At 59.2% G+C, this 18665-nt stretch carries 22 protein-coding genes; 11 read left to right on the top strand and 11 right to left on the bottom strand.

All coding sequences use genetic code 11. The features are described from left to right. Positions 1-13 precede the first annotated feature (13 nt). Positions 14-2155, top strand: coding sequence for a methyl-accepting chemotaxis protein (locus tag D8U73_RS01895; RefSeq protein WP_056853245.1), 2142 nt, complete (start codon positions 14-16; stop codon positions 2153-2155). 153 nt (positions 2156-2308) lie between these two features. Here the strand turns inward: D8U73_RS01895 and D8U73_RS01890 are convergent, their stop codons facing one another. From D8U73_RS01890 to D8U73_RS01880, 3 genes are read right to left on the bottom strand one after another with little or no spacing between them, the layout of a single operon-like run. After that, positions 2309-2932, bottom strand: a complete 624-nt coding sequence (locus tag D8U73_RS01890) for an SOS response-associated peptidase (protein WP_056853246.1) — start codon at positions 2930-2932, stop codon at positions 2309-2311. A 35-nt stretch (positions 2933-2967) separates the two neighbouring features. Next, positions 2968-3228, bottom strand: a complete 261-nt coding sequence (locus tag D8U73_RS01885; RefSeq protein WP_056853247.1) for a DUF2007 domain-containing protein — start codon at positions 3226-3228, stop codon at positions 2968-2970. A gap of 9 nt (positions 3229-3237) precedes the next feature. After that, a complete protein-coding gene (locus D8U73_RS01880; protein ID WP_056853248.1) occupies positions 3238-3420 on the bottom strand; it encodes a CPXCG motif-containing cysteine-rich protein in 183 nt (60 codons plus the stop codon). 139 nt (positions 3421-3559) lie between these two features. On the opposite strand from D8U73_RS01880, the gene D8U73_RS01875 reads away from it, so the two are divergent. Then, the gene (locus D8U73_RS01875; RefSeq protein ID WP_056853249.1) at positions 3560-4726 is read left to right on the top strand and encodes a 1-acyl-sn-glycerol-3-phosphate acyltransferase; all 1167 of its coding nucleotides are present in this window, start codon (positions 3560-3562) and stop codon (positions 4724-4726) included. 53 nt (positions 4727-4779) lie between these two features. Here D8U73_RS01875 and D8U73_RS01870 read toward each other — a convergent pair whose 3' ends face one another. Continuing rightward, positions 4780-5058, bottom strand: coding sequence for a hypothetical protein (locus D8U73_RS01870; RefSeq protein WP_056853250.1), 279 nt, complete (start codon positions 5056-5058; stop codon positions 4780-4782). Between the two features lie 193 nt (positions 5059-5251). On the opposite strand from D8U73_RS01870, the gene D8U73_RS01865 reads away from it, so the two are divergent. Next, complete coding sequence (locus D8U73_RS01865; RefSeq protein ID WP_034149566.1) at positions 5252-5458, top strand: hypothetical protein; 207 nt, start codon at positions 5252-5254, stop codon at positions 5456-5458. A gap of 179 nt (positions 5459-5637) precedes the next feature. Here the strand turns inward: D8U73_RS01865 and D8U73_RS01860 are convergent, their stop codons facing one another. Next, complete coding sequence (locus D8U73_RS01860; RefSeq protein ID WP_056853251.1) at positions 5638-6222, bottom strand: YajG family lipoprotein; 585 nt, start codon at positions 6220-6222, stop codon at positions 5638-5640. 204 nt (positions 6223-6426) lie between these two features. Here D8U73_RS01860 and D8U73_RS01855 point away from each other — a divergent pair, with 204 nt between their 5' ends. Then, positions 6427-6660 (top strand): hypothetical protein, encoded by a 234-nt coding sequence (locus D8U73_RS01855; protein ID WP_130903580.1) that lies wholly within the window; start codon positions 6427-6429, stop codon positions 6658-6660. A 740-nt stretch (positions 6661-7400) separates the two neighbouring features. Continuing rightward, complete coding sequence (gene mqo / locus D8U73_RS01850; protein WP_130903579.1) at positions 7401-8909, top strand: malate dehydrogenase (quinone); 1509 nt, start codon at positions 7401-7403, stop codon at positions 8907-8909. A gap of 113 nt (positions 8910-9022) precedes the next feature. Here mqo and D8U73_RS01845 read toward each other — a convergent pair whose 3' ends face one another. The 4 genes from D8U73_RS01845 to D8U73_RS01830 form a co-directional block, all read right to left on the bottom strand. Then, positions 9023-9310: a PA4642 family protein gene (locus D8U73_RS01845; RefSeq protein WP_130903578.1), complete on the bottom strand. Its 288-nt coding sequence runs from the start codon at positions 9308-9310 to the stop codon at positions 9023-9025. 63 nt (positions 9311-9373) lie between these two features. Then, complete coding sequence (locus D8U73_RS01840) at positions 9374-9859, bottom strand: hypothetical protein (RefSeq protein ID WP_056853255.1); 486 nt, start codon at positions 9857-9859, stop codon at positions 9374-9376. A gap of 140 nt (positions 9860-9999) precedes the next feature. Then, complete coding sequence (locus tag D8U73_RS01835) at positions 10000-10473, bottom strand: WbuC family cupin fold metalloprotein (protein ID WP_130903577.1); 474 nt, start codon at positions 10471-10473, stop codon at positions 10000-10002. 3 nt (positions 10474-10476) lie between these two features. Continuing rightward, entirely contained in the window at positions 10477-11034 is a 558-nt protein-coding gene (locus D8U73_RS01830) for a hypoxanthine-guanine phosphoribosyltransferase (RefSeq protein WP_056853257.1), read from the bottom strand. A gap of 173 nt (positions 11035-11207) precedes the next feature. Here D8U73_RS01830 and upp point away from each other — a divergent pair, with 173 nt between their 5' ends. Together upp and D8U73_RS01820 are read left to right on the top strand one after the other, a co-directional pair. Further along, on the top strand, positions 11208-11846 hold the full coding sequence (gene upp, locus D8U73_RS01825; RefSeq protein ID WP_056853258.1) for a uracil phosphoribosyltransferase: 639 nt from the start codon (positions 11208-11210) through the stop codon (positions 11844-11846). A gap of 2 nt (positions 11847-11848) precedes the next feature. Next, positions 11849-13123, top strand: coding sequence for a uracil-xanthine permease family protein (locus tag D8U73_RS01820; RefSeq protein ID WP_130903576.1), 1275 nt, complete (start codon positions 11849-11851; stop codon positions 13121-13123). 149 nt (positions 13124-13272) lie between these two features. Here the strand turns inward: D8U73_RS01820 and hemH are convergent, their stop codons facing one another. Next, positions 13273-14298, bottom strand: a complete 1026-nt coding sequence (gene hemH / locus D8U73_RS01815; protein ID WP_130903575.1) for a ferrochelatase — start codon at positions 14296-14298, stop codon at positions 13273-13275. 13 nt (positions 14299-14311) lie between these two features. Then, the gene (locus tag D8U73_RS01810; RefSeq protein WP_056853261.1) at positions 14312-15214 is read right to left on the bottom strand and encodes a TIGR01777 family oxidoreductase; all 903 of its coding nucleotides are present in this window, start codon (positions 15212-15214) and stop codon (positions 14312-14314) included. A gap of 197 nt (positions 15215-15411) precedes the next feature. On the opposite strand from D8U73_RS01810, the gene D8U73_RS01805 reads away from it, so the two are divergent. The 4 genes from D8U73_RS01805 (at position 15412) to D8U73_RS01790 (ending at position 18642) form a co-directional block, all read left to right on the top strand. After that, complete coding sequence (locus D8U73_RS01805; protein WP_056853262.1) at positions 15412-16398, top strand: NAD(P)/FAD-dependent oxidoreductase; 987 nt, start codon at positions 15412-15414, stop codon at positions 16396-16398. After that, positions 16395-16610, top strand: coding sequence for a TIGR02450 family Trp-rich protein (locus D8U73_RS01800; RefSeq protein ID WP_056853263.1), 216 nt, complete (start codon positions 16395-16397; stop codon positions 16608-16610). Before D8U73_RS01805 ends, D8U73_RS01800 begins: the two co-directional genes overlap by 4 nt. 131 nt (positions 16611-16741) lie before the next feature. Next, complete coding sequence (locus D8U73_RS01795) at positions 16742-17701, top strand: DUF523 and DUF1722 domain-containing protein (RefSeq protein ID WP_130903574.1); 960 nt, start codon at positions 16742-16744, stop codon at positions 17699-17701. Next, the gene (locus tag D8U73_RS01790) at positions 17701-18642 is read left to right on the top strand and encodes a MerR family transcriptional regulator (RefSeq protein WP_056853265.1); all 942 of its coding nucleotides are present in this window, start codon (positions 17701-17703) and stop codon (positions 18640-18642) included. Before D8U73_RS01795 ends, D8U73_RS01790 begins: the two co-directional genes overlap by 1 nt. Positions 18643-18665 lie beyond the last annotated feature (23 nt).

Below are 18665 nucleotides of genomic sequence, written 5' to 3'. Positions count from 1 at the left end.
GTGCGGAGCAACCATGAAATTCAAGTCGATCCAGTTTTCCGTGGCGGCCCTGGCCGGCGCCATCGTTCTGAGTGTGGTGGCGGCCCTGGTCGTTTATGCGCTGTTCTCCGGTGCCCGGACGCAAGACATGGTCCAGGAACGGACCCAGGCGCAATTCGAGCAAGTCATCGAGCAGCGCCTGACCTCACTGGCGCAAACCCAGGTCAGTCAGATCCAGCGCGAGCTGGAAGCCCCCCTGTTGATTGCCGGCGGCCTGGTGCGGGTCAACGCGCTGATCGGCACGCCCGGCGCCGATGGCCAACCTGCCCTGAGCCTCAGCCGCGAGCAATTGATCGGCCTGATCAAGGAAAACGTAGCCAAGAACCCGAAGATCCTCGGCACCTACATCGGCTGGGAAAAAGACGCGCTGGATCACAACGATGCGGCGTACGTCGGCACCCAGGTCGCTGGCATCGACACCAGCAACGGGCGCTTCCTGCCCTGGTGGTTCCGCAATGAAGACGGCAGCCTTGGGCTGGACAAACTGGTGGACGTCGATGACCAGAAAACCCTGTCCACCGGGGTGCGCGCCAGCGAGTACTACCTGTGCTCGAAAGAAACCAAAAAATCCTGTGTGATCGATCCGGCCCCTTACAAGGTCGGCGACAAAATCGTCATGCTCGCCTCCTTTATTGAGCCGATCATGCTCAACGGCGCCTTCCAGGGCATCGTCGGTGCCGATCTGTCAGTGAACTTCATTCAGGAAATGCTCCTCGGCGCCAACCAGAAACTCTACAGCGGCGCTGGCGAAATGGCCCTGATCGGCGGCAATGGACGAATCGTTGCCTACACCAAGGATCCGAGCAAATTCGGCGAAAAAGTCAGCGACATTCTCGACAGCAAGCAGATTGCCAACATGGCCAATCTCAAGCGTGGCGAAGTCACCTATACCGTCGACAAGGCCCAGGGCCGGATCGAGTTGTATCTGCCCTTCGGCATCGGCCAGACCGACGCCCGCTGGACCCTGATGCTGCAACTCCCACTGAATGCGGTCATGGCCGATCTGCAGAAACTCCAGGCGGACCTCGACTCCCAGCGCAAGTCGGACACGTTCGGCATGGCCATGGTCGGCCTGTTGATTGCCGGTATCGGTTTGCTGGTGATCTGGCTGGTGGGCCACGGCATTGCCCGTCCGTTGAAGCAAATGGTCGCGATGCTCGACGATATCGCCCAGGGCGAAGGCGACCTGACCCGCCGCCTGAGCAGCGACCGCGCCGATGAATTGGGCTCGATCGCCAAAGGCTTCAACACCTTCCTGAGCAAGTTGCAGGCGATGATCACTCAGGTGGTGACGTCGGTGCAGAGCGTCAGCGACTCTTCGGAACACACCGCCGACATCGCCATCCGCACCAACACCGGCGTGCACAAGCAGATGGCCGAGATCGATCAGGTCGCCACGGCGGTGCACGAAATGACCGCCACCGCCCAGGACGTAGCCCGTAACGCGACGCAAGCGGCTCAAGCCGCCAGCCATGCAGATCAGGCTGCCAGCCAGGGGATGCAAATCGTCCGTGATACCTCGAATTCCATTGGTGCTCTGGCCCTGGAAATAGGACGCGCGGTCGGTGTGGTGCAAACCCTGGCCAAGGACAGTGAAAACATCAACGCGATCCTCACCGCCATCCGCGGGATTGCCGAGCAGACCAACCTGCTGGCCCTGAACGCCGCCATCGAAGCCGCCCGGGCCGGTGAACAGGGTCGCGGCTTCGCCGTTGTGGCCGATGAGGTGCGCAACCTGGCGCAGAAAACCCAGAAGGCCACCGAAGAAATTCAGACCATGATTCAACAGTTGCAACAGGGCACACGGGATGTGGTGCGGGTCATGGAAGACAGCCAGAACCGCACGGACGAAAGCGTCCAACACGCGGCGAAGGCGGCCCAAGCGCTGGAAACCATCACGCAAGCCGTGTCGGTGATCAACGACATGAACACCCAGATCGCCAGCGCCGCCGAAGAACAAAGCGCGGTGGCCGATGACATCAACCGCAACGTGATCAATATCGGGCAAGTGGCCAATGAAGTGGCCAGCGGTGCGGATGAATCGAGCGCGGCGAGTGCGGATTTGACCAAACTGGCCGAACAGCAGCGGCGGCTGATCAATCAGTTCAAGGTCTGATCCAAAGGCCCCATCGCGGGCAAGCCAGGCTTCCACAGTGTTTTGCGTGCGCCGCAAAACACTGTGGAAGGATCTGATCCACAGGTTTCGTGAACACCGCAAAACCCTGTGGGAGCCTGGCTTGCCAGCGATTGGGTCAGCACAGACAACCCATCAACCCGGGGTCAAACACTCCGGCCCGTTGAGCTTCGGATCATTGACCATATTGGCCAACACGCGCTCGCGCAACGCGGCGGGCTCACTGGCCAGCAGGGCTTGCAAGGTGTGCAGCGGCGTCTCGGGATCGAGCCATGCCGCCTGCCCCGCCTCATCCAGAATCAGCGGCCGACGCTGGCTCGCCGCCGGCTGCGTGATGACCGCCGTACTCAACCAGACTTGTTCCTGCACCGGATACGCTTCCCAGATCGCCGCGAAAAACAATGACGAACCCTCTCCCGGCGTCAACCAGTATGGGCGCTTGCGCGTGGTGCCGCGCCACTCGTAGAAACCGTTGGCAGGCAGCAGGCAGCGCCGCAGTCGCAATGCTTCGCGAAACATGGGTTGCTCGGCCACGGTTTCGGCGCGGGCATGGGCCGGGGTTCGGGACAGATCGGTCAGCCACGGCGGCGTCAGGCCCCAGCGCGCGCGCGCCAGTTCCCGCTGGCCGTGCGCACCGGCACGCAGCATCAACACCGAATCATTGGGGGAAATGTTCCACTGCGCCTGCTGATCGGCGGGAAAACCTGGCAGGGTCGCGAAGTCGCGGTTCCAGCGAAACAGGGCATAACGTCCACACATGGGGCAGCACGACTCTTGATCAAACGAACGCCAGCCTAACAGACCAGCGTGCCGGGGAAGCTTTCCGGTTCATCGCCGGACAGCGGCAGCGCGGCATTGTACGCGCTGATCAGCTCGCGGGCGTATTCGGCCTGATCGTTATCCACCGCCAACCCCAGCAGGCCGAAGATCGGCAATTCACCGGTGGCCCCGACCAGATCGCGGCCCACCAGATGCGCCTCGATGCCCTCGCTGGCGAGCATGCCTTGCAGCAGCTCGCCTTCCATCAGGTTTTCCGGTTCGTAGATGCGCTGCATATGCGCCCCTCATTCGTTTTCGCTGAAGACTTCCAGAAACCAATCCTCACCATGAACCTGCAATACAAAAGTGATTGGCCGACAGCACACCTGACAGTCCTCAATGTAGGTCTGATCGCCGCCGGAGAGGTCCACCGTCGTCTCGACTTCTTCACCACAATACGGACATTCATACAGCGCGTTTTCCAGCATCGCGGTCTCCCGGGTGACTTGTGCGTATAATCGCCGGTCTATTTGCAGGGCTATTTTTGTCTGACTACTTTTTCAGACCGTACCCCGCCGGTTTTCGATCAGAACCTTTACTTACCCTAGCCGTTTCTAACAAGAGAGCATGATGGGCGAATTCGATGCCATCCGACCTTACGACGACAGCGAAGTCCCGGCAGTACTGGACCGGCTGCTCGGCGACAAGGCGTTTCTAGATATCCTCACCCACTTCCGCTTCCCGCGTTTTGCCGGTGCTTTAGGCTGGGCACTCAAACCCCTTATAGCTCATCGGCTGCGCCGTGAGTTCGCTGGCGTCAATTCGGTCGCCACTTTGCAGGACAAAGTCGAGGTTTACGTCGACCACACCATTGAACGCGCCACCGATGGGGTCACCTATTCCGGTGTCGAGCAGTTCAAGTCCGGCAGCGCCTATCTGTTCATTGCCAATCACCGCGACATCGTGATGGACCCGGCCTTCGTCAACTACGCCGTGTACCACGCCGGCCTGCCGACCCCGCGTATCGCAATTGGTGACAACCTGCTGCAAAAGCCCTTTGTCAGTGACCTGATGCGTCTGAACAAGAGCTTCATCGTGCACCGTTCGATTACGGGTCGCCGCGAGAAGATGGCGGCGTATCAACTGTTGTCAGCGTATATCAATCATTCGATCCGTAACGATTGCGCCTCGATCTGGATCGCCCAAGCCGAAGGCCGGGCCAAGGACGGCGATGACCGTACCGAGTCGGCGATCCTCAAGATGTTCCACATGAGCCGCAAGGACGAACCGTTCGGCGAAGTGATCCGTTCGCTGAACCTCACGCCTGTGTCGATCAGCTACGAATATGACCCTTGCGACCAGGCCAAGGCCCGCGAGCTCTACATCCGCGCCACCACCGGCACTTACACCAAGGCGCCGGGCGAAGATGACGTGAGCATCGCCAAGGGCATCACCGGCTACAAGGGCCGGGTGCACGTGAACTTTGCCGCGCCGATCACCGAGCTGTTCGAAGACACCAAGCAATTGGCCGTCGAAATGGACAAGCAAATTCTGGGCGGGTACCGCTTGTTCCCGGTGCACTACCTGGCTTATGCACAATGGACAGACGCCGACCCGCAATTGCAGGTACCGAGCGCTGCCGAGATGTTCGCGGCGGACGAATTGGCCAAGGCCCAGGAGCAATGGCAGCAACGCCTGGACGCTTGCCCTGAAGAGCATCGTCCGTACCTGGTGCTGCAATATGCAACACCGGTGCGCAATCAGTACCGGGTCAAGGCTGGACTGCCGTTGTAAGCGGTTTCGGCTGGATACGATAACGGCGCCTTCGGGCGCCGTTTTTGTTGAATCTAGACTTGCGTGCTGATCCACGACACCAGCAATGCCAGCCCCATGCAGGCGAAGCCGAAGCTGTAGAAAAACCGGTTCATGCGCAGGGTGGCCCAGTCCAGCGTCGGTTCTTCGCTGGGGCGACTCTCGCGTTGCGCTTGCAGATTGGCCATCGCGCGTTGTTCACGACGACGGGTGGCATGCAGCAACCAGCCGCCCGGAAAGGCGAAGAACAAGGCCAGCAGATTGATCAACTTGGCGGGATGGGCGGTAAACAGCGTCATCAAATGCAGCGACATCACAAACCTCAAGCAAAACCGGTGTGGCGAGCGCCAGACCGACGACCGCGGCGCGGATTCTACCGAAAGCCTCTGTACCTGCACTCCCCTTTACGACAAATAACGAAACAAATGACCAATGGCTGTCCTGCGTCACAGCTTCGTCATCTGCATCGGCGAACATGCGCGCCTCGAAACCGACACGGACTGCGTCATGCTTCACGCCGAAAACCAGGATCGCCTCTATCTCATCGCCCACAACGACGAACAACAAACCCTCGTCGGCAGCCTCGCCTTCAATGTTCAGGACCGCCATTGGCTGGTGTATTGCGCACTCGGCGGCCACCAACATGCGGATTTGCCGGAGGCGGATTTGCTGACCGGAGTCAGTGTGCTGGACTTCTACTCGCAAGCCGCGTGATACCTCGCCCCCTGCAGGAGCGAGGCTTGCCCGCGATCGCGCACTGTCAGTCGACAACAATGTTGAATGTCATGCCGCCATCGCGAGCAAGCTCAGCTCCTACAGGGAAGGGTGTACATCAGACATGAAAAAGCCCGGGACCATTGCTGGCACCGGGCTTTCTTACATCTTGCGAACGCTTATTCGCCGAGTACCTGACCCACGGTCGGGTCCTTGAACAGACGGGTCAACGCATCGCTCAACACATCGCTGACCAGCTTGGTGTTGGTTTCCTGGTTCGGCGCCATGCCGAAACGCTGGTCCAGGGACGCACCGTAGCGACCGCTGTAGCGACGGTTGGCGTTCTGCACATCGGAGCGGAAAGTCGCGCCAATAGTGGCCTCGGTCACATACATGCCCTCTTTAGGCGACTGATACTTCAATTCAGCCAGGGTCACGGTGATTTGCGGCGCGTTCGGCGCGTTGGTGCTCGGGGTGAACCCCAGCAGCCGCACGGCCGCTTCGGCCTGGGCTTGCAGTTTCGGCAGGATCTGCGCGCCCTGCACGGTAATCGCGCTGGTTTCCGGATACAGACCGCCGCGGGTACCCAGGGTCGGCGACGGACGACCGTCGACTACACGCACCACCACCGGCTGTCCGTGGCCGACCGGCGCCAGTTGGGCCGTCAACTTGGGTTCCGGGTTCAGTTGTTGCGGGCTGTGGGCGCAGCCGACCAGCGTCAAGCTGGTCACAGTGATCAAACCGAACAACAGGCGTTGCAACATGCTCTTCTCTCCAGAATCAGGCACAAACAGGCCGGCAGTATAGCGGTGGGCCACTGCGGCTAACTAGGGTCATGCAACGATTACTGAAATCTCTGACAAACCCGAGAGATCACGGTTCCTGTCACAGATTTTTCACCCAGCCTTCACTTGCACGTCACGAGTGGCTGCGAACGTAATGGTCAATCACCCAAGAGGTCTCTCGCCATGCGTTTTCTCGTTTCGCTGTTAGAAGCACGTCCGCATCACCGCAGCTTTGCGCTGCTCGACCGCAACGGCCATTGCCAGGCATTCAAACAATGCAGCCTGCAGCCCATGGGCGATGGCTGGGTCGAAATCGAAGAAATCCGCCTCAACTGGCTGCACAAGCCCTTGCCTGCCAGCGCCCGCGTGATTGCACGCCAGCCACGCTCGCGGGCACAGCAACTGTTGACCACCTGACCGAACGCCTAATAAAAGTCATTAAACACGACCAATTCCCTACGTTTCTTCGCTACAATCTCCCCCCGATTATAAGGACGTCTCCTGATCGGGCCTCGCAGCATCGTCAATGCTTCGGTTTTGGCACCCCGCACCGCCCACAGAGAGCCGCCCACACAGATCGAGTGAAGCTGGCGCGCTTGCTGTTCATCAAGCAAAACCTCCACTTTTCGCGAATCTGCAGAGCTGTCATGACGCTCGGTCACTGAGCTGTTTGCCCGTTTTGCCTGCCATGAACTCCCTGGCGGCAAAGCATTCGGGCACGGTGCCAGGCAGAGGCAGCCCTTTTTTGAGGTTCACGTCTTCAAAAGAGCGTGAAAAAAACGGGTTTTCACAACTTCACAAGAGTGTGGCGAGCAAATGAATAGTTTTGCGTCTGAACATGCACCATTAGCGTCTAGAACAGCCCAACGACACAGGACCGAGTACGCCTCGAACACCGGAGCCTGAAGCCTGTCCGCTACGGATTTGGTTGCACAAACGGATGTCTCGACCATAAGTCGAATTGCCAGCCGCCCGTTGAAATGAGTTCATAGGACTCTGATTAGACCCGGCCGGTAGCGTCCGTCGAAGTTGCAAAAAATTGCGAAGATTCGGACATGGCGATCCTGCCATGAGTTCGAGGGGCATTACTGACTCGCCCCGGAACGCCTGGCAGCCATGCCGTCAATTTGGTGCTGCAGATTTTGGAGACGCGTTAAATGGCGCATAACGAAGCAGTCGACGTAGTACTGGTTGGGGCCGGCATCATGAGTGCCACCCTGGCAGTACTGCTCAAAGAGCTCGACCCCGCGATCAAGCTGGAAGTCGTCGAGCTGATGGATTCCGGTGCCGCGGAGAGTTCCAACCCGTGGAACAACGCCGGTACCGGTCATGCCGGCCTGTGCGAGTTGAACTACACGCCACAGGCTGCCGATGGCTCCGTCGACATCAAGAAAGCCGTGCACATCAACACCCAGTTCGAGGTGTCGAAGCAGTTCTGGTCGTACCTGACCAAAAAAGGCACGTTCGGCTCGTGCAAATCGTTTATCAGCCCGGTGCCACACCTGAGTTTCGTCCAGGGCGACAGCGGCGTGTCCTTCCTCAAGGAACGCTTCAAGGTGCTGAGCAAGCACCACGCCTTCGCCGACATGGAATACACCGAAGACAAGGCGACAATGGCAGAGTGGATGCCGTTGATGATGCCTGGGCGCGACCCCGGCGAAACCCTTGCCGCCACCCGCGTGATCAATGGCACCGACGTCAACTTCGGCGCATTGACCAACCAGTTGCTCAAGCACCTGACCAGCGCACCCGATGCCCAGGTCAAATACTGCAAGCGCGTGACCGGCCTCAAGCGCAAAAACGGTGGCTGGACCGTCAGCATCAAGGACGTCAACAGCGGCAACACCCGTGAAGTCGACGCCAAATTCGTCTTCCTCGGCGCTGGCGGCGCGGCACTGCCCCTGCTGCAAGCCTCGGGTATCGAAGAGAGCAAAGGCTTCGGCGGCTTCCCGATCAGCGGCCAGTGGCTGCGTTGCGATAACCCGGAAGTGGTCAAGCACCACCAGGCCAAGGTCTACAGCCAGGCTGCCGTGGGTTCGCCACCGATGTCGGTGCCGCACCTGGACACCCGCGTCGTCGACGGCAAGAAGTCCCTGCTGTTCGGACCTTATGCCGGTTTTACCACCAAGTTCCTCAAGCACGGCTCCTTCATGGACCTGCCGATGTCGGTTCGCGCCGGCAACATCGGCCCGATGCTGGCCGTGGCGAAAAACAACATGGACCTGACCAAGTACCTGGTCAGCGAAGTGATGCAGTCCATGGAACAGCGCCTGGAGTCCCTGCGTCGCTTCTACCCTGAAGCGAAAGCCGAGGACTGGCGCCTGGAAGTGGCCGGGCAACGGGTGCAGATCATCAAGAAAGACCCGAAAAAAGGCGGCATCCTGCAATTCGGTACCGAACTGGTCGCGGCCAAGGACGGCTCTCTCGCCGCCCTGCTCGGCGCTTCGCCGGGTGCTTCGGTAACGGTTTCGATCATGCTGGAACTGATCGAAAAATGCTTCCCGAACCAGGCCAAAGGCGAATGGGCTGCCAAACTGGCAGAAATTTTCCCGGCCCGTGAAAAAGTCCTGGAAGCCGACGCTGCGCTGTATCGCAAGATCAACACGCAGAACAACGTTGCCCTGGAACTGGTTGAAGCCAGCAGCGAGACCGAAAGCTACGCTTGATTCGGCCCCATGAAAAACGCCCCGTCCTCTTTGAGAACGGGGCGTTTTTTTATGGGCGGTCAAACCTTCTTTGTGGCGAGGGAGCTTGCTCCCTCGCTACAGGGAAAAATTGATCAGCCGCGAGCCTTGTCGATCAGTTCAATGTACTCGGCCGCATTACGCTGATCCTTGATCAAGGCAATGAAGTCATTGCCTTGCTCGTCTTTGCCGTTGACGTCAAAACCGGCCTCGACGAAGAACGTCAGGAAGCGCTCGAAGTCATCAATGCGCAGGCCACGGTAGGCCTTGACCAGTTTGTGCAGGGACGGAGAAGTCGCGTCGACCGGTTCGAAATCGAGGAACAATTTGATCTGCTCATCGCCGATCTCGTCACCAATCACTTGTTTCTTATCTTTACGCATTGCCGACTCCAGCTCGCAGACATTTCACAGGGCAGGCAGTTTACCCCTGCGCGGGCGCCGGGCTCAACGCGGACGAACGGCGCCAGTGTGCAGATCGGCCCAAATGTGGCCATTGGCATAGCTCAAGAACTGGCAATACACCGTGTCATTGCGCAACAGATCGATCACCACCCGGTACTGCGCCAGCGGGTAATAGAGGGTCAGGGTCTTGGTTTTGTCGTCGTAAACCGGTTTCTTCAGGCTTTTGCTTTCGCCGTCGAAATTGACCAGCACCTGACTGATGGTTGCTCCCTTGTTCAGGGATTTGCCCTTGAGGCGAACCAGCAGCGGCGAGGTCACCGGGATCGGCTGCTGATTGGACTGGCGCTGACTGCCGACCACCACCGAATATTCGGTGACTTGCAACAACTGCTGCTGCTCGGGCTCTGCGTCACGCAGAGTCAGGTCATCCGGTGGCAGGAACTGCCCGTGCATCGGTGCCGGGGCAGCGGCCAGGGGCAGACTGAGGGTCAGCAACAGAGCGGCGCAGCTGCGAAACAAAAGGCTCATGACAAGGCTCCGGAGGGCGGGGCCGAGCACTCTATCATGGCTTTAAAAGCAAAGATCGCAGCCTTCGGCAGCGACTACAGGGTGTACATCAGGCCCTTATGGGAGCTGCCGAAGGCTGCGATGCTTTGATCTGGCTTGGATCAATCGAACTGCGCGCGCATCCAGGCGTGATACTCGGCAACACCAGGCTCGCCTTCGCGCGGCGCCCAGCCGGCAAGTTCACCTTCACCGACCGGGCGGTAAGGCCCTGCCTTGCATTCGAACATCAGGCTATCGTCTTCAAGCACCACCAGGCCGTGGAATACGCCTGTCGGCAGATCCACGCCAACACAGTCGCCACCGGCCTGAAGCACGGTCTTGCTGAGCACCGTACCGTTCTCGTCAAAGATCAACACACCCAGGCGTCCTTTGAGGACAAGCAGGGTTTCAGCCTTGTTGTCACCCAGATGCCGGTGAGGCGGAATGTAGGTGGACGGCTGCAGCGCCACCGCCATGCGATGGCAAGCGTCTTCCATCTGATGGAAGTTGTAATGCTGGCGTCCACGAGGATTGGCCGCGGCTTTCCCGGCCAGTTCCGCGAACAACGTCTGATCGAGAAAGCGAGGCGTATCCATGTCTTACATTCCTTTAACGGCAAAAATCCCGTTGGCGTTGCGCCAGTAGCCCTTGTAGTCCATGCCGTAGCCGAAGATGTAACGGTCGATGCACGGCAGACCGACGAAATCGGCTTTCAGGTCCGGGCGAGCCTTGCGGTCGTGATCCTTGTCGATCAGCACGGCGGTGTGCACTTTGCGGGCACCGGCGTGTTTGCAGAAGTCGATGATCGCACCCAGGGTGTGACCTTCGTCGAGAATGTCGTCGATGATCAAAACGTCACGGTCGATGAACGACACTTCCGGCTTGGCCTTCCAGAACAGCTCACCGCCGCTGGTTTCGTTGCGATAACGGGTGGCGTGCAGGTAGGACGCCTCCAGCGGGAATTGTAGATGGGTCAGCAGTTTGCCGGCAAAAATCAGCCCGCCGTTCATCACGCAGAACACCACCGGGTTGCTGTCCGCCAGTTCTTCATTGATGTGTGCACCCACGCGGGCGATGGCCGCCTCGACTTCAGCTTCGGTGTACAGGCAGTCAGCCTCTCGCATGATTTGACGGATATGCTCGAGATCAGCGGACATGGCGCTCTCCAGGGGATTGAGGGGGGTGGCGGTTCAGGAAAAGCGGGCAAAGGTACGCATCAAGCGAGGCCAGATCAAGCGTTTGTGGACTAACGTACTCTATGTCTATAGGACAACACCCTCGGATAGATTAATCTAGGCCGGTTTTTTTGCCCGCCGCCGGAGCCTTTCCCATGCCCATCCTCGAGATCCGCCACCCGCTGATCCGTCATAAACTTGGCCTGATGCGCCGCGCAGACATCAGCACCAAGAATTTCCGTGAGCTCGCTCAGGAAGTCGGTGCCCTGCTGACCTATGAAGCCACCAAAGACCTGCCGCTCGAAACCTACGATATCGAAGGTTGGTGCGGCACGGTGTCGGTCGAGAAAATCGCCGGCAAGAAAATTACTGTAGTACCGATTCTGCGTGCCGGTATCGGCATGCTCGAAGGTGTGTTGAGCCTGATCCCGGGCGCCAAAGTCAGCGCCGTGGGTGTGGCCCGCAATGAGGAAACCCTCGAAGCCCACACCTACCTGGAAAAACTGGTACCGGAAATCGACGAACGCCTGGCCATGATCATCGACCCGATGCTCGCCACCGGCGGCTCGATGGTCGCGACCATCGACTTGCTGAAAAAGGCCGGTTGCAGGGACATCCGCGCCATGGTGCTGGTTGCCGCGCCCGAAGGCATTGCGGTGGTCGAGAAAGCTCACCCGGACGTGACCATCTACACCGCGTCCATTGATCAAAAACTCAACGAACACGGTTACATCATCCCGGGCCTGGGCGATGCTGGCGACAAGATCTTCGGCACCAAGCAGAAGGACGCGTGAGCATGCAGCAAGAGTTCAACGATCCGCTCTGGCGCACGGTGCTGTCCGGCGCACAGATGCTGTTCGTGGCCTTCGGCGCCCTGGTGTTGATGCCGCTGATTACCGGCCTTGACCCGAACGTGGCGCTGTTTACCGCCGGCCTGGGAACCATCCTGTTTCAGGTGGTCACCGGACGTCAGGTGCCGGTGTTCCTGGCGTCGAGTTTTGCTTTCATCACCCCGATCATTCTCGCCAAGGGTCAATTCGGCCTCGCGGCGACCATGGGCGGTGTGATGGCGGCTGGCTTCGTCTACACCTTCCTCGGCCTGGCCGTGAAGATCAAAGGCACCGGTTTCATCGACCGCCTGTTGCCACCGGTGGTGATCGGCCCGGTCATCATCTCCATCGGCCTGGCCATGGCGCCGATTGCCGCCAACATGGCGATGGGCAAGGCGGGAGACGGCAGCGAGCTGATTCACTATCAGACCGCAATGCTGATCTCGATGCCGGCGCTGCTGACCACCCTGATCGTCGCCGTGTTCGGCAAAGGCATTTTCCGCCTGGTGCCGATCATTTCCGGCGTGCTGGTGGGTTTTGCCATGTCATTCTATTTCGGTGTGGTCGACACGGCGAAGATTGCCGCGGCGCCATGGTTCGCCATCCCGGCCTTCACCGCGCCGGAATTCAACTGGCAGGCGATCCTGTTCATCGTTCCGGTGGCCCTGGCCCCGGCTATCGAACACATCGGCGGTGTGATTGCCGTGGGTAGCGTGACCGGTCGCGATTACCTGAAGAAACCCGGTCTGCACCGCACGCTGCTTGGTGACGGCATTGCCACCACCGCAGCCGGTCTGTTCGGCGGCCCACCCAACACCACCTACGCCGAAGTCACCGGCGCGGTGATGCTGACCAAGAACTACAACCCGAAAATCATGACCTGGGCGGCGATATTCGCCATCAGCCTGGCATTCATCGGCAAATTCGGCGCACTGCTGCAAAGCATTCCGGTGCCGGTGATGGGCGGCATTCTGTGCCTGTTGTTCGGTTCGATTGCAGCGGTAGGCATGAACACGCTGATCCGCCACAAGATCGATCTGGGCGAGGCGCGCAATCTGGTGATTGTGTCGGTGACCCTGGTGTTCGGGATCGGCGGTGTGCTGGTGGGTACCGGCACCGGCCCGGATGATTTCGGCCTCAAAGGCATTGCGCTGTGCGCGGTGGTGGCGATTGCGCTGAACCTGATCCTGCCGGGCAATGACAGCTGGAAGCACAAGAAGGCGGAAGAGCCGCTGGTGTAACAGGCGATCCCTGTGGCGAGGGAGCTTGCTCCCGCTTGACCGGTCTGGCGCACCAGTGCGCAGCAGCCACAAAATCTTCATTTATTGCAAGATTTTGGGGCCGCTTCGCGACCCAGCGGGAGCAAGCTCCCTCGCCACAGGTTGGGTTCCTAGAGAGCCAAAGGCGCTCTTTCGCATAACTTGGTCAATGCCTGTGCCCAACGCGGGTCATCATTGAGACACGGCACCAACACCAATTCCTCGCCCCCCGCTTCGCGGAACTGCTCTTTACCGCGATCACCAATTTCCTCCAGCGTCTCGATGCAATCGGCAACGAACGCCGGGCACATGACCAATAGTTTCTTCACACCCGACTTGGCCAACTCATCAAGACGCGCTTCGGTGTAGGGCTCAATCCATTTGGCACGCCCCAGACGCGACTGGAACGACACCGACCATTTGCCGTCCGCAAGCCCCATGCGCTTGGCAAACTCCGCTGCGCTACGCAGGCATTGGGCGCGGTAACAGGTCGCCAGGGTCGCTGGCGAAGCGTTCTTGCAGCAGTCTTCATTCTTGAAGCAATGCTGGCCGGTCGGATCGAGCTTGGTCAGATGCCTCTCAGGCAAGCCGTGAAAGCTCAGCAACAGGTGGTCGTAATCCTGTTGCAGGTACGGTCCGGCCGTGGCCACCAGAGCATCAAGGTATTCCGGTTGATCGTAGAACGGCTGGAGTATCGACAGTTGCACATTGAGATTTTTCTCGCGCAATACACGCCGGACCTCTTCGATCACTGTTGTGGTGGTGCTGTCGGCAAATTGTGGATAGAGCGGCGCCACGGTTATCCGCTTATGCCCTTGGGCGATCAGTCGTGTAAGCGCCGACTCGATGGACGGTTGGCCATATCGCATGGCCAACTCAACCGGGCCGTGATGCCAGTGCGCAGTCATCGCTTGCTGCAAGCGACGACTGAGCACCACCAGCGGCGAGCCTTCGTCCCACCAGATCGAAGCATACGCGTGGGCCGACTGCTCGGGACGCTTGATCAGGATCAGTGACACCAGCAGACGCCGCACCGGCCAAGGCAGGTCGATCACGTAGGGGTCCATCAGAAACTGATTGAGGTAACGGCGCACGTCCGCCACCGAAGTGGAGGCCGGTGAGCCCAGGTTGACCAGAAGCAACGCGTGATCGGTCATGCAACGTCCTATTTCAGAGGCGGCTGGAAAGATCGTCCAGGGCCGCGCGCAAATCAGTGAACTGGAAGGTGAATCCTGCTTCGAGCAAACGCGCCGGCGTGGCCCGTTGACCACCCAGCAACAACAATGACATCTCGCCCAGGCCGACCTTCAACGCCAGCGCCGGCATCGGCATGAACGCCGGGCGATGCAATACGCTGCCCAGGGTTTTGGCAAACTCGCGATTACGTACCGGCTTCGGTGCGCAGGCATTATATGGACCGCTGGCTTCATTGCGATGCAGAAGAAAATCAATCAGGGCGATTTGATCGTTGATATGAATCCACGGCATCCACTGCCGACCGTTGCCGATCGGCCCGCCCAGCCCGAATTTGAACGGCAGCAGCAGGCGCGACAAAAAGCCGCCGTCGGCAGACAACACCAGACCGGTGCGAATGAGGATCACCCGAATCCCCAAGGCCTCCGCACGCTGCGCGGTTTCTTCCCAGGCGATGCACAGCTGGCTGGCGAAGTCGTCGATCACCGGCGGTGATTCTTCGGTCAACTCCCGCTCGCCGCCATCACCGTACCAACCCACGGCAGAGCCGGAGATCAGTACCCGGGGTTTCTGCTCGCGCTTTTCCAGCCAGGCCAGCAGGGTTTCGGTCAAGGTAATCCGGCTGCTCCATAACAGCGCTTTACGTTTGGACGTCCATGGTCGATCGGCAATCGGCGCACCCGCCAGGTTGATAATGGCGTCAATCGGTTCTTGACCGAGGTCTTCCAACAGTGCGACACCACGCACTGCAGCGCCGCAAATTTTCGCAACTTTATCGGGCGTACGACTCAAGACCGTCAGGCGATGCCCCTGACTCAACCAGTGTCGACAAAGCTGACGTCCTATCAAACCAGTACCGCCGGTCAGCAATATGTGCATGACTTCTTCCTCGCGTGGCGTTTTACCTTGATCACTAGTCTATTTTTATAAGCAAGGGATCTTTGATATCGGGCAGGCTCTGTGTTTAACAATAGGCCAAGCTGTCAGAACGATAACGCTAAAAGTTATACCAAAAAACAATATTGTACAGGTTTCAACCCCGGCGTAGTCTGTACAGAAAGGTAAACGAGGCCCTTATGACTGTACCTATCGCAATCATCGGCACCGGCATCGCCGGACTCTCAGCCGCACAAGCCCTGACAGATGCAGGGCATGTCGTGCAACTTTTCGATAAAAGCCGCGGCAGTGGCGGACGCATGTCGAGCAAGCGCAGCGATGCGGGCGCTCTGGACATGGGTGCGCAATACTTTACTGCCCGCGACCGCCGCTTCGTCACTGAAGTGCAACGCTGGCAAGCCAACGGCTGGGTGGCCGAGTGGACGCCGCAGCTGTACACCTACCATGGCGGCCAGCTCAATCTGTCGCCGGATGAGCAGACCCGCTGGGTCGGCACGCCGCGCATGAGCGCCATCACGAGGGCGCTGCTCGGTGACCTCGAAGTGCATTTCGCCTGCCGGATCACCGAGGTCTATCGCGGCGAACAACACTGGCACCTGCAGGATGCCGAGGGTTTTACCCACGGCCCCTTCAGTCACGTAGTGATCGCTACGCCGGCACCGCAAGCGACGGCACTGCTGGCCTCTGCACCGAAGCTCGCGGGGGCTGCCGCCGGGGTCAAAATGGACCCCACCTGGGCCGTCGCCCTGGCTTTCGAAACGCCGCTGGAAACGCCGATGGAAGGCTGTTTCGTGCAAGACAGCCCGCTCGACTGGCTGGCCCGCAACCGCAGCAAGCCAGGGCGCGACAACACGCTCGACACGTGGGTGCTGCACGCCACCAGCACCTGGAGCCGCCAGCACATCGACTTGCCAAAGGAAGCAGTGATCGAACAATTGCACGGTGCGTTCGCCGAACTGCTACATGATTCGATGCCCGCGCCGAGCTTCAGCCTGGCCCACCGCTGGCTCTACGCTCGTCCAGCCAGCAGCCACGAATGGGGCACGCTGGCGGATGCCGATCTGGGCTTGTATGCCTGTGGCGACTGGTGCCTGTCCGGACGTGTCGAAGGTGCCTGGCTCAGCGGCCAGGAAGCAGCCCGTCGTCTGCATGAGCACTTGCAGTGAACCGCATCAATCCGAGCAAATTGCTGCTGTCGAAATGGACAGCAGCCCACCCGCAGAACCGCGAAAAACACTTTCTGGTCACCGAGCTGTTTCGTGACGACGAGGGAACGGTCCGGGAAATCGAACTGCAGGCCGTATTGACCCGACGCAGTGAACGCTGTGCATGGCAAACCTTGCAGGACAGCAGCACTTGGCGGTTGGGCTGGTCGTAAGAACCTCTGCAACAAGCGAGCATCGAGAAAAACTTATACAAAAGATTTGACTTGCACACCTTTGAATCTATGATGAACCCAAGTTGTACAGAATTTTTCATCTGTATAGGTTTTGATTCCGAGGTATTCCGATGCCCCTGCCCCCCAACAAACCGAAAATCGCCATCAGTGCCTGCCTGATGGGCGCCGAGGTGCGCTACAACGGCGGGCACAAGGAGTCGCGGCTGTGCAGTCGCACCCTCACCGATTACTTCGATTTCGTAACGGTGTGCCCGGAAGTTGCCATTGGCCTGGGCATTCCACGCGAGCCCATTCGGTTGGTGGGTGATCCGCTCCAGCCGCAAGCCGTTGGCACGGTCGATCGTGAGATCAACGTCACCCGGCCGCTGGCCGAGTACGGACGGAAAATGGCGGCGGAACTCGGCGACATTTGCGGCTACATTTTCATGCAAAAATCCCCGTCTTGCGGCCTGGAACGCGTAAAGGTCTATCACGCCAACGGTGCGCCGGTGGACGGCGGCGGCCAGGGGATTTATGCCCGGGCTTTTTGCGCGCAGCACCCGGACTTGCCAGTGGAAGAAGACGGGCGGCTCAACGACCCGGTGTTGCGCGAGAATTTCCTTACCCGCGTATTTGCCTACAGCGCCTGGCAGCATTTACTCAAAGAAGGCCTGAGTCGCCGTGGCCTGACGGACTTTCATTCGCGCTACAAGTACCTGCTGATGGCTCACAACCCGGTGCAGTACAAAGCCTTGGGCAATCTGCTGGGCAACATGGGCAAGACCGATCCAGAAACACTCGGCCCGCAATATTTCAGCGAATTGATGGCTGCACTGAAAAAGTGTGCAACCCGCCGCACCCACACCAACGTGCTGCAACACCTCAGTGGCTACCTGAAAAAAACCCTCAGCGCCGACGACAAACAGGAAGTGCAACACGTGATCGGCCAATACCGCCACGGCATCGTGCCTCTGGTGGTGCCGCTGACATTGCTCAAGCATCACTTTCGGCAACACCCCGACCCGTACATCGCGCAGCAGGTCTACCTGCAACCGCACCCGGAAAATCTCAGCCTGCGAAACGCAATCTGATGAAAGACCTAGCTGACAGCAGCGCCAGCGAGGACTTGGGCGACGACTTTAAAAAGGCCCTGGATGAAGGCTGGTTGCCGATCCGCGAGGTAGCCCGGCAGACCGGCGTCAACGCCGTGACGCTACGCGCCTGGGAACGGCGCTACGGCCTGATCGTTCCGCAACGTACGCCCAAGGGGCATCGTCTGTTTTCCAGCGAACACATACAGCGCATCCACACGATCCTCACCTGGCTCAACCGTGGTGTTGCCGTCAGCCAGGTCAAACAACTGCTCGATACCCCACAGACTTTCAGCCAACCGGTGGAGAACGACTGGCAAAGGCTGCGTCATAGCTTGCTGGTGGCGGTCACGAAACTGACCGAACGCCCTCTGGACGACACCGTCAATCAGGCCATGGCGCTCTATCCGCCGCGAACACTGTGTGAGCAATTGTTGTTGCCGCTGCTGGCGGAGCTGGAGCAACGCTGGCAAGGCCAGTTCGGCGCACAGATGGAACGGGTATTTTTTTATTCCTGGCTGCGCAGCAAATTCGGGGCGCGCATCTACCACAACAATCGTCAGTTGCACGCACCGCCATTGCTCTTGATCAACCATTCGGACCTGCCACTGGAACCTCACCTGTGGCTCACCGCCTGGCTGATCAGCAGCGCCGATTGCCCGGTGGAAGTGTTCGACTGGCCGCTGCCTGTTGGCGAACTGGCCGTCGCAGCGGATTATCTGCAAGCTCGCGGCGTACTGCTTTTTTCCAGCAAAGCCATAAACATTTCGCAATTGCCGAAACTTTTGAACAACGTCAGCTGCCCAAAATTGATCGTTGGACCAACGGTGTGCATTCACCACGCCGAGTTGTCCGCTAAAGCTTCAGAAATTGCCGATTTACACCTGGCCGAAGATCCATTGTTGGCACATCAGGTGCTGGTTCAGCGTGGGCTCATTTAGTAGCGTTTTTATAAGGTTTGGTA

The organism is Pseudomonas sp. Sample_22 (assembly GCF_004307635.1).
In the GTDB taxonomy this organism is placed as follows: domain Bacteria; phylum Pseudomonadota; class Gammaproteobacteria; order Pseudomonadales; family Pseudomonadaceae; genus Aquipseudomonas.
Note: the sequence above shows the minus strand (reverse complement) of the source record. Positions and strands in the feature narration are given on the sequence as shown.